At 36.2% G+C, this 14,717-nt stretch carries 15 protein-coding genes; 14 read left to right on the plus strand and 1 reads right to left on the minus strand.

Annotated features, from left to right (window positions below; all coding sequences use genetic code 11):
• The first annotated feature begins 6 nt into the window (after nucleotides 1–6).
• The 3 genes from MJQ71_RS02485 to MJQ71_RS02495 all read left to right on the plus strand — a co-directional run bounded on the left by MJQ71_RS02485 (nucleotide 7) and on the right by MJQ71_RS02495 (nucleotide 2,375).
• Complete coding sequence (locus tag MJQ71_RS02485; protein WP_238804142.1) at nucleotides 7–306, plus strand: AtuA-related protein; 300 nt, start codon at nucleotides 7–9, stop codon at nucleotides 304–306.
• 12 nt (nucleotides 307–318) lie between these two features.
• Complete coding sequence (locus tag MJQ71_RS02490) at nucleotides 319–1,434, plus strand: alpha/beta hydrolase (protein WP_238804143.1); 1,116 nt, start codon at nucleotides 319–321, stop codon at nucleotides 1,432–1,434.
• Between the two features lie 74 nt (nucleotides 1,435–1,508).
• On the plus strand, nucleotides 1,509–2,375 hold the full coding sequence (locus MJQ71_RS02495; RefSeq protein ID WP_238804144.1) for an amidohydrolase family protein: 867 nt from the start codon (nucleotides 1,509–1,511) through the stop codon (nucleotides 2,373–2,375).
• A gap of 5 nt (nucleotides 2,376–2,380) precedes the next feature.
• Here MJQ71_RS02495 and MJQ71_RS02500 read toward each other — a convergent pair whose 3' ends face one another.
• Nucleotides 2,381–3,253: a helix-turn-helix domain-containing protein gene (locus MJQ71_RS02500; protein ID WP_238804145.1), complete on the minus strand. Its 873-nt coding sequence runs from the start codon at nucleotides 3,251–3,253 to the stop codon at nucleotides 2,381–2,383.
• A gap of 152 nt (nucleotides 3,254–3,405) precedes the next feature.
• Here MJQ71_RS02500 and pcaH point away from each other — a divergent pair, with 152 nt between their 5' ends.
• The 11 genes from pcaH to MJQ71_RS02555 all read left to right on the plus strand — a co-directional run bounded on the left by pcaH (nucleotide 3,406) and on the right by MJQ71_RS02555 (nucleotide 14,555).
• On the plus strand, nucleotides 3,406–4,113 hold the full coding sequence (gene pcaH / locus MJQ71_RS02505; protein ID WP_238804147.1) for a protocatechuate 3,4-dioxygenase subunit beta: 708 nt from the start codon (nucleotides 3,406–3,408) through the stop codon (nucleotides 4,111–4,113).
• A 67-nt stretch (nucleotides 4,114–4,180) separates the two neighbouring features.
• Nucleotides 4,181–4,705 (plus strand): protocatechuate 3,4-dioxygenase subunit alpha, encoded by a 525-nt coding sequence (gene pcaG, locus MJQ71_RS02510; protein WP_238804148.1) that lies wholly within the window; start codon nucleotides 4,181–4,183, stop codon nucleotides 4,703–4,705.
• Nucleotides 4,702–6,012, plus strand: coding sequence for a 3-carboxy-cis,cis-muconate cycloisomerase (gene pcaB, locus MJQ71_RS02515; RefSeq protein WP_238804149.1), 1,311 nt, complete (start codon nucleotides 4,702–4,704; stop codon nucleotides 6,010–6,012). Before pcaG ends, pcaB begins: the two co-directional genes overlap by 4 nt.
• Before the next feature lie 30 nt (nucleotides 6,013–6,042).
• A complete protein-coding gene (gene pcaDC / locus MJQ71_RS02520) occupies nucleotides 6,043–7,173 on the plus strand; it encodes a bifunctional 3-oxoadipate enol-lactonase/4-carboxymuconolactone decarboxylase PcaDC (protein ID WP_238804150.1) in 1,131 nt (376 codons plus the stop codon).
• 3 nt (nucleotides 7,174–7,176) lie between these two features.
• Nucleotides 7,177–8,367, plus strand: a complete 1,191-nt coding sequence (locus tag MJQ71_RS02525) for a 4-hydroxybenzoate 3-monooxygenase (protein WP_238804151.1) — start codon at nucleotides 7,177–7,179, stop codon at nucleotides 8,365–8,367.
• 84 nt (nucleotides 8,368–8,451) lie between these two features.
• Entirely contained in the window at nucleotides 8,452–9,801 is a 1,350-nt protein-coding gene (locus MJQ71_RS02530; RefSeq protein ID WP_238804152.1) for a 3-oxoacid CoA-transferase, read from the plus strand.
• Between the two features lie 33 nt (nucleotides 9,802–9,834).
• A complete protein-coding gene (locus tag MJQ71_RS02535; protein ID WP_238804153.1) occupies nucleotides 9,835–11,319 on the plus strand; it encodes an acyl-CoA synthetase in 1,485 nt (494 codons plus the stop codon).
• Between the two features lie 41 nt (nucleotides 11,320–11,360).
• Nucleotides 11,361–11,729 (plus strand): malonate transporter subunit MadL, encoded by a 369-nt coding sequence (gene madL, locus MJQ71_RS02540; protein WP_238804154.1) that lies wholly within the window; start codon nucleotides 11,361–11,363, stop codon nucleotides 11,727–11,729.
• Nucleotide 11,730: 1 nt separating this feature from the next.
• A complete protein-coding gene (madM, locus tag MJQ71_RS02545; RefSeq protein WP_238804155.1) occupies nucleotides 11,731–12,492 on the plus strand; it encodes a malonate transporter subunit MadM in 762 nt (253 codons plus the stop codon).
• 32 nt (nucleotides 12,493–12,524) lie between these two features.
• The gene (pcaF, locus tag MJQ71_RS02550) at nucleotides 12,525–13,733 is read left to right on the plus strand and encodes a 3-oxoadipyl-CoA thiolase (RefSeq protein ID WP_238804156.1); all 1,209 of its coding nucleotides are present in this window, start codon (nucleotides 12,525–12,527) and stop codon (nucleotides 13,731–13,733) included.
• A 126-nt stretch (nucleotides 13,734–13,859) separates the two neighbouring features.
• A complete protein-coding gene (locus MJQ71_RS02555; protein ID WP_238804157.1) occupies nucleotides 13,860–14,555 on the plus strand; it encodes an alpha/beta family hydrolase in 696 nt (231 codons plus the stop codon).
• The last annotated feature ends 162 nt before the right edge of the window (nucleotides 14,556–14,717 follow it).

Consider the following 14,717-nt stretch of genomic DNA (forward strand, 5'->3'; position numbering starts at 1 on the left):
AAAGCAATGAAATTATACGATTTAGCACATAGTCGAGCAGGCGATAAAGGAAATATCTCAACGCTATCATTGATTCCGTATGATGAAAATGATTATGAAAAACTTTGTTTGGAAGTTACCGTTGACAAAGTAAAAACACACTTGAAAGATATTGTATCGGGTGAAATTGTGCGTTATGAAATGCCAAATATTGCTTCTTTATTGTTTGTCTGTCAAAATGCTTTGATGAGTGGCGTAACAACATCTTTAGCTGTCGATACGCATGGAAAAGCTCTGAGTTATGCTTTACTAGAAATGGAACTTTAAAACTATTATACTATGAAAAAAACGTTAATCTTATGCTTGTTTAGTTTTTCTATTTTTGCCCAAAACGTTTCTAAAATAGATTCTGGAGCAATAAATGGAGCAAATTATCGCATTCTTTTTCCTGAAAATTGGAAAGGAAAATTAATAATGTACGCACATGGCTACGAATTTATGGGTTCAAAACCACTCCAAAGTCAAAACCCAGAATTCATCAAAAGAATGTCTCCTTTTTTAGATAGAGGCTTTGCTGTGGCTGCCTCAGATTATGCCTATCAAGGTTTTGCTTTGCCTCAAGGTGTTGACGATACGGAAGCATTACGCCAATATTTCGTGAATAAATATGGTAAACCAGATTCAACTTTTATGGTAGGACATTCGATGGGTGGTGGAATTTCGTTGGCTACACTCGAAAATTTTGGGACAAATTATCATGGAGCTTTGCCTTTGTGTCCGTTAGCGAGCCGACCTTATTTACAATGCCGCAAAGAATTTGATATTTATGCTACTTTCAACGGCTTATTTACAGGAATAGTCCCTTCGCTCAAGGATATTTTTGATTTATCGAAGCCTTTTCAAGCTCAAAATGCTCGAACGATGCTTTCAAGAGCTAGAGAAATTAAAAAAGCAGTTTATGCCAAAGATTCAATCTTGGCAATCGCTTTCGCTAAACGTTTCGATTTAAAAGTAGATGATTTGCCTTTTTCATTATTTTTCAATGAAAATGTTTTGCGAGATATTGCTCAAAAAGCACACGGAAATCCATTCGATAATACCAATACTTTATATGCAGGTTTTCCAGATAATTTGCTTGTAAATCAAAAAGCCGAACGCTTGGCAGCAACTGTAAATCCTGATGTGATTTTCAAAAAGTATGACCGAACTGGTAATATCGACAAGCCAACAGTGGTTATGCACACCATTTATGACCAATTGATTCCTGCCAATTATGCCATTGTCAATTTTGAAAACATGGTGCATCAGCAAGGAAAAGACCAGTTTTATACAGTAAAATATACCAACGGACAAGGGCATTGTAATTTTACAAATCAACAAACTGCTAAGGCTTTTGATGAGTTGAGAACTTGGGTGAAAACAGGCGTAAAAGCCAAAGCTGGGTATTTGGAGTAACGAGTTTTAAATTCAAATGAAAAACTAGAATTGAGTGGGATAATTTGATTTTGAACTTGATTTTATAAATAACTATGATTGATATACAAAAAATAACAGCCATCGACGTACACACACATGCTGAGGTTTCGTGTTGCCAACCGCACGACGATTATCGCTCAGAATTTGATGTGGCTTTTGCAAAATATTTCAAATCGGATAAACGTCCAACGATTCAAGAAACTGCCGATTTTTACCGTGAAAATAATTTGGCATTTGTCATGTTTACTGTCGATTCAGAGCATGAAGTGGGCAAAAAACGGATTCCAAACATAGAAGTTGCCGAAGCCGCTCTGAAAAATGATGATGTAATGATTGCTTTTGCGAGCATTGACCCACACAAAGGCCGAATGGGAGCGAGAGAAGCCCGTGACTTAATTGAAAATTATGGCGTGAAAGGCTTTAAATTTCATCCAACAGTACAAGGTTTTTACCCTTATGATAAAATGGCCTATCATCTTTATGAAGTCATAGCGGAGTATAAATTGCCAATGTTGTTTCATTCGGGTCATTCGGGCTTTGGTTCAGGTGTTCGTGGCGGCGGTGGTTTGCGTTTGGAGTATTCAAATCCTATGCACCTCGATGATGTAGCGATTGATTTTCCTGATTGCCCAATAATTATTGCTCATCCGAGTTGGCCTTGGCAAGATGAAGCTCTTTCGGTGGCTATGCATAAACCCAATGTTTATATTGATTTGAGCGGCTGGTCGCCTAAATATTTTCCAAAACAATTGGTACAATATGCCAACACAATGCTAAAAAACAGGGTTCTTTTTGGAACAGATTTTCCATTGATTACGCCAGAAAGATGGATGAAAGATTTTGAAGAAGCAGGTTTTAAAGAAGAAGTGAAACCTTTAATTTTGAAAGAAAATGCCATTAAAATGCTAGGTTTGAAGTAGAATCTTTATTTTTTTCTAAATTCACTCGGTGAAAAACCTGTTTGCTTTTTGAAAAGTCGGGTGAAATACGCTGGGTCTTTGAAGTCAAGAAAGTAAGAAATTTCAGCAATTGAATGCGTTGTATTTTTGAGGTATTTTTTTGCTTCACCAATGAGGTATTCATGAACTATCTGTAAGGCGGATTTTTTTACTAAAGTTTGACAAATACGATTCAAATGAACCGCCGTAATATTTAATTCTTTGGCATAATCATGCATTGATTTTGATTCATGCAATGACTTTTTGATGTTTTTTTGGAATGACTGGAAATAAGCCAAAGTTCGGTTATCAGATTTAGAAATTTGGATATTATCCTGCATTCCAATCCGATATAGTTTTAGAAAAAGTAGTTGAAAAAGCGATTGCAAATACAGTTGTTTTTCAAAATTTTGGCCTGAAATTTCTTTTATTATTTGGGAATTTATTTGTTGAATTTCGTCAAAATCTTCACGGTTTGGTTCAAAAGTAAAACTTTTTAAATGATTAAGTTCGAGTAAAATATGCGGAGAATTTCTGAAAATATTTTCCAAAAAAGATTCTGTAAAAGTAATCACATCGCCACAAATATTAGATTGAAAAACAAATCCATGAAGCGTATTTGTCGGAATGACTAAAATTGAAGGAGCATTAAGAGCGATTTTTTTATGCTCCGAAATAAGTAAACCTTCTCCCGAAGAAAAAATAAAAATTTGAATTAAATCAGTATGTAGATGTTCGGTTATTTCCCAATCGTACAATTTACTCCTTACTTCTAAGGTTTCGTGGTGAATAAATTCGCTTAAAAATGCCTGGTGATTATCACCATATAAACCTTTGAAATTGACGAGATTTCTATTCATTTATGTTTTAAAAATGCAACTTATACTTGAATTTTAAGCCAAATATTGACAAAATGTTTGATTTGTGCAAGTTTATTTTTTATTAATCCAATAGTTTGTTCGGATACACAGCTACATTTGTGAAGCATTTATTCAAACCTTTTTATTAAACAATGAGCAATATCATATACAATCTTTTCGACAGAGAAGTACATCCTCCGTACTTATCACCTGAGTATAAATCAACAATTTTGAGAGCTCCAACAATGCCTCTTATTCCGCTTAAACAATCACTTTCGGAACTTTCTGGACCTATTTTTGGCGATTTTAATTTAGGAGAATTTGATAATGACCTCACAAAAAATGCACTAAAAAATGGGGAACCTTTAGGGGAAAGAATTGTGGTTCACGGAAAAGTGATGGATGAAAATGGTCGACCAATTCCGCATACATTAATAGAAATTTGGCAAGCGAATGCCGCAGGAAGATATATCCATAAAGTTGACCAACACGCTGCTCCACTTGACCCTAATTTTTTAGGAGCTGGGCGTTGCATGACAGACAAAGATGGAAATTATAAGTTTTATACCATCAAACCAGGAGCTTATCCGTGGGGAAATCATCCAAATGCTTGGCGTCCAAATCATATTCATTTTTCACTTTTTGGATCAAATATTACTAATCGATTGGTTACACAAATGTATTTTCCTGGTGACCCATTGTTGCAATATGACCCAATTTTCTTGGGTGTTCCACCAAAAGGAAGAGAATTATTGATTTCAAGCTTCGATTTAAGTATTACCGAACCAAGTTTTGCTCTCGGTTATAGATTTGATTTTGTTTTAAGAGGAAATAATGCCACTCCTTTTGAAAATTTATGATTGAAATAATTTGAGCCAAATCACCAAAAAAGTACAAATCGTTCATCATTGATAATTTATAATTAAGATGTTACAAACCCCTTCACAAACAGTCGGCCCTTATTTTGCTTATGGTCTTACGCCTGAGCAGTATTTATATGATTTTAAAAGTTTGGTTGGAAATAGATTGGTTAGCCCACTCGAACACCCAAATGCGATAACGATTTCTGGAAAAGTTTTTGACGGAGAACACAATGTTATACCTGATGCAATGCTTGAAATTTGGCAAAATGATGGCAATAATCAACTTTTTGGCAGATTCGGGACAGGTACTGATGCCGAAAATCGTTTTGTTTTTCATACCGTAAAACCCACTTCTGTCGATGCACAAGCTCCGTATCTTACGGTCATATTATTTATGCGTGGGCAACTGATTCATTCTTACACACGTATTTATTTTTCTGATGAAAGTGAATTAAATGAAAAAGATGAAGTGTTAAATTCAATTCCAAAAGAAAGACGAAATACGCTTATTGCACAGAAAAAAAGCTTAACTTATGAGTTTAATATTTATATGCAAGGCGAAAACGAAACTGTGTTTTTTGAAATATGAGTCTTTATTCAGAATTATTTTACTCAAAAGCCATCAATGAGCTATTTTCCGACCAGAATTTAGTTGCTCAAATGTTGCAATTTGAAGCCGTTTTGGCAGTTTCTCAAGCCAAAGAGGGAATTATTCCTCCATCTATGGCAGAGATAATTGGCCATTGCTGCGAACCCGAATTGATTGATTTTGAAAAACTCCGAACAGCTATTAAATTGAGTGGTAATGCGGCCATTCCATTGGTAAAACAATTAACCGAAATCATTAAAAATAAAGATACCGAAGCAGCAAAGTATGTGCATTTTGGAGCAACCAGCCAAGATGTAGTTGATACTGCGATAGTATTACAAATCAAAGATTTCATGGATTGGCTTGAAGAAAAAATAATACTGTTAGAACACCAATTAATAGCCATTACAAAAAAACATCGCAACACTGTGATGATTGGCAGAACGCTACTTCAGCAAGCAAAACCAATTACGTTTGGCTTAAAAACTGCTCTTTATTTAGAATCCATTACTCGCTCAAAAGAACGTATTTTGGAAGTAAAAAAGCGAGTTTTGGTTATCCAATTAGCTGGTGCGGTTGGTAGTCAAAATCAAAATATTTCAACTGCTGTTAAACGTCAATTTGCCCAAATTTTAGATTTAAATTACGCTCATTCGTGGCATACGAATCGTGATAATTTTGCCGAATTTGCAGCTTTTTTAGGTGTTTTGGTAGGAAATTTAGGCAAAATAGCCAAAGATATTTCACTATTAATGCAAACAGAAGTTGGAGAGGTTTTCGAGGGTGCATCTGAAGGGAAAGGCGGTTCGAGTACAATGCCTCACAAGCGAAATCCTGTAACATCAACAGCTATTTTGGCAAATGCAAGTCGAGTGCCAAACTTGGTTGCAACAATGCTTACGACTATGCCGCAAGAGCATGAACGTTCGGTTGGACTTTGGCATGCTGAATGGGAAGTTTTGACTGAAATAATGCTTTTAACTGCGGGGACAGTTGAACGAAGTATTGAATTGATTGAAAGCTTAGAATTGGATAAAACCAAGATGTTGCAAAACCTAGAATTGACTAAAGGCTTAATTTATGCCGAAAATGTTTCGCTAGAATTAGCTAAAAAAATAGGTAAATCAGATGCCCATGAATTGGTAGAAAAAGCCTGTAAATTAGCTATTTCCGCAGATAAACATTTGAAGGAAGTTTTGCAAGATTTGAAAGTTGATTTACCAAATATTGATGAACTTTTCAATCCTGAAAATTCAATCGGTTTGAGCTTAGAAATAATAGATGAGATTTTGGATAAAATTTCTTAAAAAGAATATCGTGTTCAAATAATTGCATAAATGATACAGACAAATTACAAAATTCAAGGAACTCCCAACAGCCCTGTTTTGGTTTTTTCAAACTCACTTGGTTCAGAAATGTTAATGTGGGATGAATTGATTCCATATTTACTGCCATATTTTAGGGTTTTACAATATGATACTCGTGGACATGGCGGAACTGAAAAAACACCAGAACCTTATACAATTGCTTTATTAGGCAATGATTTGCTGGAATTATTGGACTCATTGCAAATCCAAGAATTTTATTTTTGTGGATTATCAATGGGTGGTTTAATCGGGCAATGGCTTGGGGTTCATCATTCCGACCGACTTAAAAAGTTGATTATCAGCAATACTGGGGCAAAAATTGGTAATGACGAGCGTTGGAATGGACGTATCGAGACTATCAATAAAAATGGAATGCAAGCCATTGTGGATGATACAATAGAACGCTGGTTTACCGAAAGTTTCCGAAAAAATAATGAAAAAAGAGTAGCCGAAACTAAAGCTATGTTTCTTCGGAGCGATGTTTTAGGTTATTCAAATTGTTGTGCGGCCATTCGTGATGCCGACTTTAGAGAAGATTTATCAAAAATATCTGCTGAAACATTGGTTATTACTGGCGATGAAGACCCTGTTACAAATGTCGAGCAAGCAACATTTTTAGTGAAGAACATTCCTAATGCTACACTAGAAATTCTTCCTGCAAGACATTTATCTAGTACTGAATTACCTAAAAAATTTAGTGAAACGCTCATTAATTTTATTGCTGGAAATACCACTTTTGATAAAGGAATGCACGTTCGACGGAGTGTTTTGGGTGATGCCCACGTCAATAGAGCAAATGCAAATATCAACGAGTTTAACGCTGAATTTCAGCAGTTTATTACCAATTATGCTTGGGGAGAAATTTGGACTCGTGCGGGTTTATCAAAACATAATCGAAGCTTGATAACAATTGCTATGTTAATTGCTCTTAACCGAAAAACTGAATTGAAAATGCACATCAAAGCTGCTTTTAACAATGGCGTGACCATTGACGAAATCAAGGAGATTTTCATGCAGTCAGCACTTTATTGTGGTTTGCCTGCTGCAAATGAGGCTTTTCACAGTGCAGAAGAAGTATTTATTGAAATGGGAATAAAATAGACAATGAAAAATATAAAAACACAAGTCGGGATTATTGGAGCAGGCCCTGCGGGACTAACCCTTGCTCATTGGTTGAAACAGCATGGAATCGAGTCAGTAATTCTTGAAAATCGTAGTCGAGAATATGCTCAATCGAGGGTTAGAGCGGGTTTGCTCGAACAAAACACAGTTGATATTTATAAGAAATTAGGTCTAGCAGATAGGCTTGTTAAAGAAGGACAAGAACATCATGGCGTATATTTAAACTTTGATGGAAAAAGAATTCGGGTTCCTTTTGGCGAATTGACAGGCGGTAGAAATATCACTATTTATGGACAACAGGAAGTCGTAAAAGACCTGACGGAAGCTTGGTTGGCAGGCGGAGGAGAATTGTACTTTGAGGCAGAAGCCAAACAAATTGAAGGTTTTGAAGGCGAGAATCCAAAAATTCATTTTGAATATGCAGGCGAAAAAGGCATTTTAACTTGTGATTTTGTGGCAGCTTGCGATGGTTTTCATGGCATTGGGCGGAAGACTTTACCCAAAAATTCATTCAATGAGTTTTCAATTACTTATCCATTTAGTTGGTTGGGTATATTGGCAAATGTTGCACCTTCATCCGAAGAATTGATTTATGCCTACCATGAAAATGGCTTTGCTTTGCACAGTTTACGTTCGGATAAAGTGAGTCGTCTTTATATTCAAGTCGATAACGATGACCATATTGATAATTGGTCGGATGAGAGAATTTGGGAGGAACTATCAATTCGTTTAGGTACAAAAGGCTGGAAATTAAATTCAGGGCCAATTTTTGAAAAAAGCATTACACCAATGCGTAGCTTTTTTACGGATAATATGCAATCAGGCAGGTTGTTTTTAGCTGGAGACGCTGCTCATATCGTTCCACCAACTGGGGGAAAAGGTTTGAATTTGGCTGTTGCTGACGTGAAACATTTGGTTGATGGCTTTGTGGATTTTTATAAAAATAATTCAATGCAAAGCTTGGATAATTATTCTGCAATTGCTTTGAAACGTATTTGGAGAGCCCAAGATTTTTCAAACTTTATGACCACTTTGTTTCATAAACAAGATGAACATGGGTCTTTTACTTATCATCTTCAAAAAGCAAAATTTGATTATATTAGTTTTTCAAAAGTGTATGCAACAACTATCGCCGAAAATTATGTCGGATTACCATTTGAAACTTTTGAATAACCAATTTTAAAATAATTATAGCCACAAAATCAGGTAATAACTTTTGATTTTGTGGCTTACGCATTCAATCTTATCAAATAATAAATGAAACAAGTTCCTATAATTGATTTACATACGGCTGCCAAAATGGTAAAAGAAGGCGATACCTTACTACAAGGTGGCTTCGGGATGACTGGAAATCCTGTGCATTTGATGCATGCTTTGGCAGAAATTGGTACAAAAAATTTAACTTTTATTGGTAATAATACTGGCGAACCTGGATTAGGCGGCGACCGATTGCTTGCCAATGGTCAATTAAAAAAAATTATTGGTTCATTTTTTACGAGTAATCCAAATGCCGTAAAAGCTGTTCAAGCAGGTTTGGTTGAATCAGAACTATTGCCACAAGGAACGCTCGCCGAAGCGATTAGGGCAGGTGGTGCTGGAATTGGCGGTTTTTATACGCCAACTTCGGCAGGAACGCTCATTGCTGCAGGGCGTGAAACTAAAATTATTGACGGAGAAGAACAGGTTTTCATCAAAGGAATCAGAGGAAATGTAGCTTTTATTCGTGCTTGGAAAGCTGATACAGCAGGAAACTTGCAATACCGAATGACCGAAAATAATTTCAATAAAGCAATGGCAACGGCAGCCGATTTAGTTATCGCTGAAGTGGAAGAAATTGTTCCAGTTGGCGAAATCGCTCCCGAATTTATTCATACGCAAGGTTGTTACGTTGATTACTTGGTTGAAGCCAAAATCACACTTGCCGATTTAGGTACTTCTGCTTCGGTTTCTTCTTCCAAAAAAGTTGATGAAAGTCGCATGAATATGGCCCGACGAGCTTTGTCTGAATTGAAAAAAGGAGATGTGGTAAATTTAGGTATCGGTATTCCAACTTTAGTTGCTGATTTGATTACCGATAAACACGGAATTATCTTGCATACTGAAAATGGCATGCTCGGAGTAGGCCCCGTTCCGATTGATGGTGGCGGAGCAATGGATTATCCAGTAAATGCTGGTAAAATTCCAGTTACAGCATTAAAAGGAAGTAGCTATTTTGATAGTGCAGATTCGTTTGCAATGATTCGTGGCGGACATATTGATGTTGCAATTATGGGTGGTTTGGAAGTCGATGAAGCAGGAAATCTTGCCAATTGGGCTGTTCCTGGAAAACCACTTTTGGGTGTCGGCGGTGCGATGGATTTGGCGAAAGGAGCAAAGAGATTGATTATCACAATGACTCATTCAAATCCTGATGGTTCATCAAAAATAGTTCCAACTTGTACTTTGCCTTTAACAGCTAAAGGCGTAGTTGATATGGTTATTACTGAATTGGCAGTTTTTGCTTTTCCTGAAGGAAAATTAACGCTTATCGGATTGATGCCAAACGTAACTATCGAAGAAGTAAGAGCAAAAACAAGTGCAAGTTTTGATGAAAAAATCAACTATTAAAAGCCATATTTGTAGATAAAATATTTCAGTCTTATGCTAAAAATAGTCAAAAACGCCACAAAATATTTGCCAAATCAGGCCATTATTTCAGATGGTAAATCATATACTTTTCAAGAATTACTCCATTATTCCGAGCAATTTGCATCATTATTACTCGAAAACGCCAGCGATTTAAACGAAACTCGTGTGGCATTTATGGTTTCACCAGGTTTTGATTATGTAAGTGTTCAATGGGGAATTTGGCGAGCGGGTGGTGTGGCTGTACCTTTGTGTATTACGTATCCGTTGCCGTCTTTACAATATGTGATTGAAGACACGGATGCCCAAATTGTTATTGCTGGAGAAGAATATGCTTCAATTTTAGCACCTTTGGCGGCCGAAAAAGGTTTTCGATTTATCTTGCTGAAAAACATTGATAGCAATGAAATCAATTTAAAAAAGTTGCCTAATCTTTTATCAGAAAGGCGAGCAATGATACTTTATACAAGTGGCACGACCAATCTTCCCAAAGGCGTTGTTACCACACACGAAAATATTGAGGCCCAAATTTCGACGTTGGTTAAATCATGGCATTGGTCAGCCCAAGACCATATTTTATGTGTTTTGCCACTTCATCATGTTCACGGAATCATTAACGTAATTTTGTGTGCTTTGTGGTCGGGTGCAACGGTTGAGTTTTTGCCATCGTATTCGGCTGAAGGAGTTTTTTCTGCTTTTCAAAAAGGAGAAATCAATGTTTTTATGGCTGTTCCGACCATTTATTTTAAATTGATTGCTTATTGGGAAAGTTTACCGATTGACCAGCAAAAACAAATTTCAGAAACTCTTTCAAAATTTCGTTTGATGGTTTCGGGTTCGGCTGCATTACCTGTTTCGGTGATGGAAAAATGGAAAAACATCAGTTCTCACACACTTCTCGAACGCTACGGAATGACTGAAATTGGTATGGGAATTAGTAATCCTTACAATGAGGAAAGAAAAGCTGGTTATATTGGCAAACCACTTTCGGGCGTAAAAGTAAGGTTAGTTGATGAAAATAACCAAGTTGTTAAACGCGGTCAAGCGGGTGAAATACAAATAAAAGGTAAAAATGTTTTTCTTGAATATTGGAATAAGCCCGAAGCAACTCAAAAGACATTTACTGATGATGGTTGGTTTAAAACAGGAGATATTGCTGTTGTTGAAAAGGGGTATTATAGAATTTTAGGGCGAGATTCGATTGATATAATTAAATCTGGAGGCTATAAGATTTCAGCCTTAGAAATTGAAGAAATTTTACGAACGCACCCAATAATCAATGATTGTAGCGTGGTTGGTATTCCAAATGAAGAATGGGGCGAGTTAGTTGCTGCGGTTCTAATCGTAAACGATAACGGTTTAGATTTAAAAGAATTAAATACTTGGATGCGTGAAAAAATGCCCGCTTACAAAACACCTAGACAATACAAAATTATTGAAGAACTCCCACGTAATGCTATGGGAAAAGTGACTAAAAACGATTTGAAAAAGTTTTTCTAGACAAATTTAACTATTCATAAATCTTAACCTTAATTCAAAACATGATAATCTATGGAGTGGCAATATTGGCCTTTTGCTATGTGGTTGGTCAAATTTTTGGTGAATTTCTCGGTAAAATCATCGGAGTTGAAGCAAATGTTGGCGGCGTTGGATTTGCCATGTTATTGCTGATTTTACTCAATGATTGGCTCAATAAAAAAGGATATTTAGACAAAAATACCGAAAATGGAATCCAATTTTGGAGTCAGATGTATATTCCGATTGTTGTAGCAATGTCGGCTACTCAGAATGTAAAAGTGGCAATTTCAAGCGGTTTGATTGCACTTTTTGCTGGTATTGTTCCTGTCATTATTTGTATTGTTGCCATCCCCTTTTTAGCTAAATTATCCAAAAACACTCAATTAGATTAACATGGAAATCATTACAAAATTTCTCGAAAAGAATGGGTTAGTCTTTGCTTTTTTGGTAGTTGGACTGATAATTTATTTGTCGGGAATTATTTCTGAAAAATTAACCAATAAAAAAATACCCGGTTCTGCAATAGCCATCATTGCGGGATTAGTTTTGGCTTATATGGGCGGAATATATTCTGGTGGTGAAAAAGGTATTTCAGACATAAAAATTTTCTCAGGATTTGCCTCAATGGGAGGTTCTATGCTCCGTGATTTTGCCATCGTTTCTACTGCAATGGGAGCTAGCTTTTTGGTTATGAAACGCACAGGTTGGGTAGGAGCATTGTCTCTTTTCCTTGGAATCATCCTTTCATTTTTAGGAGGTGTAATAGTAGCTTTAATTTGGGGTTACACAGATGCGATTAGTTTGACCACAATAGGAGCGGGGGCTTGTACTTACATTGTAGGACCAGTTACTGGAGCTGCCATTGGAGCAAGTTCCGACGTAATTGCATTGAGTATTGCAGCGGGCGTAGTAAAAGCCGTTGTTGTAACCATTGGAACGCCATTTATTGCCAAATATATTGGACTCAATAATCCGTATACAGCTATGGTTTTTGGCGGTTTAATGGGAACAACTAGTGGTGTGACGGCGGGTTTGGCTGCAACCGACCCAAAATTAGTACCTTATGGAGCATTAACTGCTACTTTTTACACAGGTTTGGGCTGTTTATCCTGCCCATCAATTTTGTTTTTAATAATGAAATTGTTTTTTGTTTAAGTGTAATTTATTAATGTAAAACACGAATTTTAATGAATCAATCATATATAATTGATGCAATCAGAACGCCCATCGGTAGTTTTGGTGGAAGTTTATCAACGGTTAGAGCAGATGATTTGGCAGCTTTGTCAATACAAGAATTAGTTAAAAGAAATCCTACTATTCCGACTGAAATGATTGATGAAGTCATTTTAGGTAATCATAATCAAGCTGGCGAAGATAACCGTAATGTGGCTCGTATGGCATCTTTATTGGCAGGTTTGCCTTTTAGTGTTCCTGCCCAAACGGTCAATCGACTTTGTGCATCAGGTATGTCGGCAGTGATTGATGCTTCTCGTTGCATAATGGTTGGAGATGCCGAAATTATGATTGCAGGCGGAATGGAACACATGACGCGTAGTCCGTGGGTGATTTCCAAAACCTCAAAACCATTTGGCAATGATGCTCAAATGTACGATTCTAGTTTTGGATGGCGATTTATTAATCCCAAAATGCAAGCCAAATATGGTACTGATGCCATGGGAATGACCGCCGAAAATTTGGTAGAAATGTACAAAATCAGCCGTGAAGACCAAGATTTATTTGCGTTTCGTTCGCACCAAAAAGCAACTATTGCCCAGCAATCAGGGCGGTTTGCTGAAGAAATCGTAGGTGTGGAAATTTCATTGAAAAAAGGCGAAACATCTATTTTTGATAAAGATGAATTTATCAAACCAAATACAACTTTAGAGAAATTAGGCACTCTAAAAGCAGTATTCAAAAAAGAAGGTGGAAGTGTAACCGCAGGAAATGCTTCAGGACTAAACGATGGTTCGGCAGCGATGTATTTAGCATCAGAAAATGCCATAAAATCATATAATCTAAAGCCAAAAGCACGTATTGTGGCGTCGGCAGTCATAGGTGTTGAACCAAGAATTATGGGAATTGGCCCTGTTGGAGCAACACAAAAAGCTCTAAAAAAAGCAGGATTGAGTTTGAATGACATGGATGTTATCGAATTTAATGAAGCATTTGCTGCTCAATGTTTGGCTGTAACTAGAAATTTGGGCTTAGACGATAATGATGCTAGAGTAAACCCAAATGGAGGAGCAATCGCCTTAGGGCATCCGCTCGGAATGTCAGGAACGAGAATTATTCAGTCGGCTGCACTAGAGCTACAAAAGCAAAATAAACGATATGCATTGGCTTCCATGTGTATTGGTGTTGGCATGGGTTATGCCGTTATTATTGAGAAAGTGTAAGGCATAATGAAGGCCTAAGAAGAGGATAATTAACTTATTTACCAAATATGTTGATTATCCTCTTTTTTTAATAAAAATAATATTACTTTTTTTAATTTTATACCATTGAGCAAGATTCTGAGCGATATGGAAAAAAAAGTAAATAATAAAAAAAACATTTTGATTGTTGGTCGAGATAATTGGCACAAAGATTTTTCGATGAATCAGATGTTATTTTCGTACTTCAAAAAGGGAAATCATTCGATTGTTTGGGAAGATGCTGCATTAAACTGGATAAGTGCAGTACGGGATATTGAAGAAAAACTCCCTTGGCTGCCAAATTTTATAAAGAAAATCAATCTCCGAATTATTCAAATATCCTACGGAATTAGTCATTGGAATTATTTTGATTATCTGTTTAAAAGAAGGAAAAATCTAAAAAATGACTCCATCGAATGGCGTTGTGAATGTTTGAGGAACACCATTCTTGAACTTGGCAATAAAAAAGAATTAATCATTATTTCTCGTTCCTCTGGTGGAAGAATTTCTTCTTTTATTGCCGATGAATTGAAAATCAAACATTTAATCTGCCTTGCGTATCCATTCAAACACCCCGAAATGGACGAAGACCCTGAGCGTTATTTGCATTTACAGAACTTAAAAACACCATTTTTGATTATTCAGGGAATTAATGATGAATACGGAGGAATTGAAGCAAAAGAAAAATATATATGTAGTCCAAATATTGAATTTTTATTTGTTAACACCAATCACGATTTTAATTTATCGCTCGAAGACCAAGAAAAAATACTCAACAAAATCAGCGAAATTGTAGATAAATAATCATAAAAAAAGCTCTTAAATCATTGATTTAAGAGCTTTAACGTACCCGGAGCCGACAAATGAAATCTATTACTAAATAACTATCTATCAACAAGTTAATTAAAAGAACTTCTTCATGTAAGCAAATATGTTAGTAAACTACAAAATTGATAAAAAGACAAC

The sequence above is a fragment of the Emticicia aquatica genome (genome assembly GCF_923079645.1).
GTDB lineage: Bacteria > Bacteroidota > Bacteroidia > Cytophagales > Spirosomataceae > Emticicia > Emticicia aquatica.

Excerpts from the sequence above, each read along its gene's own strand:
- MJQ71_RS02485 (WP_238804142.1), top strand. The coding sequence starts at position 7 with ATGAAATTATACGATTTAGCACATAGTCGAGCAGGCGATAAAGGAAAT.
- MJQ71_RS02490 (WP_238804143.1), top strand. The coding sequence starts at position 319 with ATGAAAAAAACGTTAATCTTATGCTTGTTTAGTTTTTCTATTTTTGCC.
- MJQ71_RS02495 (WP_238804144.1), top strand. The coding sequence starts at position 1,509 with ATGATTGATATACAAAAAATAACAGCCATCGACGTACACACACATGCT.
- MJQ71_RS02500 (WP_238804145.1), bottom strand. The coding sequence starts at position 3,253 with ATGAATAGAAATCTCGTCAATTTCAAAGGTTTATATGGTGATAATCAC.
- pcaH (WP_238804147.1), top strand. The coding sequence starts at position 3,406 with ATGAGCAATATCATATACAATCTTTTCGACAGAGAAGTACATCCTCCG.
- pcaG (WP_238804148.1), top strand. The coding sequence starts at position 4,181 with ATGTTACAAACCCCTTCACAAACAGTCGGCCCTTATTTTGCTTATGGT.
- pcaB (WP_238804149.1), top strand. The coding sequence starts at position 4,702 with ATGAGTCTTTATTCAGAATTATTTTACTCAAAAGCCATCAATGAGCTA.
- pcaDC (WP_238804150.1), top strand. The coding sequence starts at position 6,043 with ATGATACAGACAAATTACAAAATTCAAGGAACTCCCAACAGCCCTGTT.
- MJQ71_RS02525 (WP_238804151.1), top strand. The coding sequence starts at position 7,177 with ATGAAAAATATAAAAACACAAGTCGGGATTATTGGAGCAGGCCCTGCG.
- MJQ71_RS02530 (WP_238804152.1), top strand. The coding sequence starts at position 8,452 with ATGAAACAAGTTCCTATAATTGATTTACATACGGCTGCCAAAATGGTA.
- MJQ71_RS02535 (WP_238804153.1), top strand. The coding sequence starts at position 9,835 with ATGCTAAAAATAGTCAAAAACGCCACAAAATATTTGCCAAATCAGGCC.
- madL (WP_238804154.1), top strand. The coding sequence starts at position 11,361 with ATGATAATCTATGGAGTGGCAATATTGGCCTTTTGCTATGTGGTTGGT.
- madM (WP_238804155.1), top strand. The coding sequence starts at position 11,731 with ATGGAAATCATTACAAAATTTCTCGAAAAGAATGGGTTAGTCTTTGCT.
- pcaF (WP_238804156.1), top strand. The coding sequence starts at position 12,525 with ATGAATCAATCATATATAATTGATGCAATCAGAACGCCCATCGGTAGT.
- MJQ71_RS02555 (WP_238804157.1), top strand. The coding sequence starts at position 13,860 with ATGGAAAAAAAAGTAAATAATAAAAAAAACATTTTGATTGTTGGTCGA.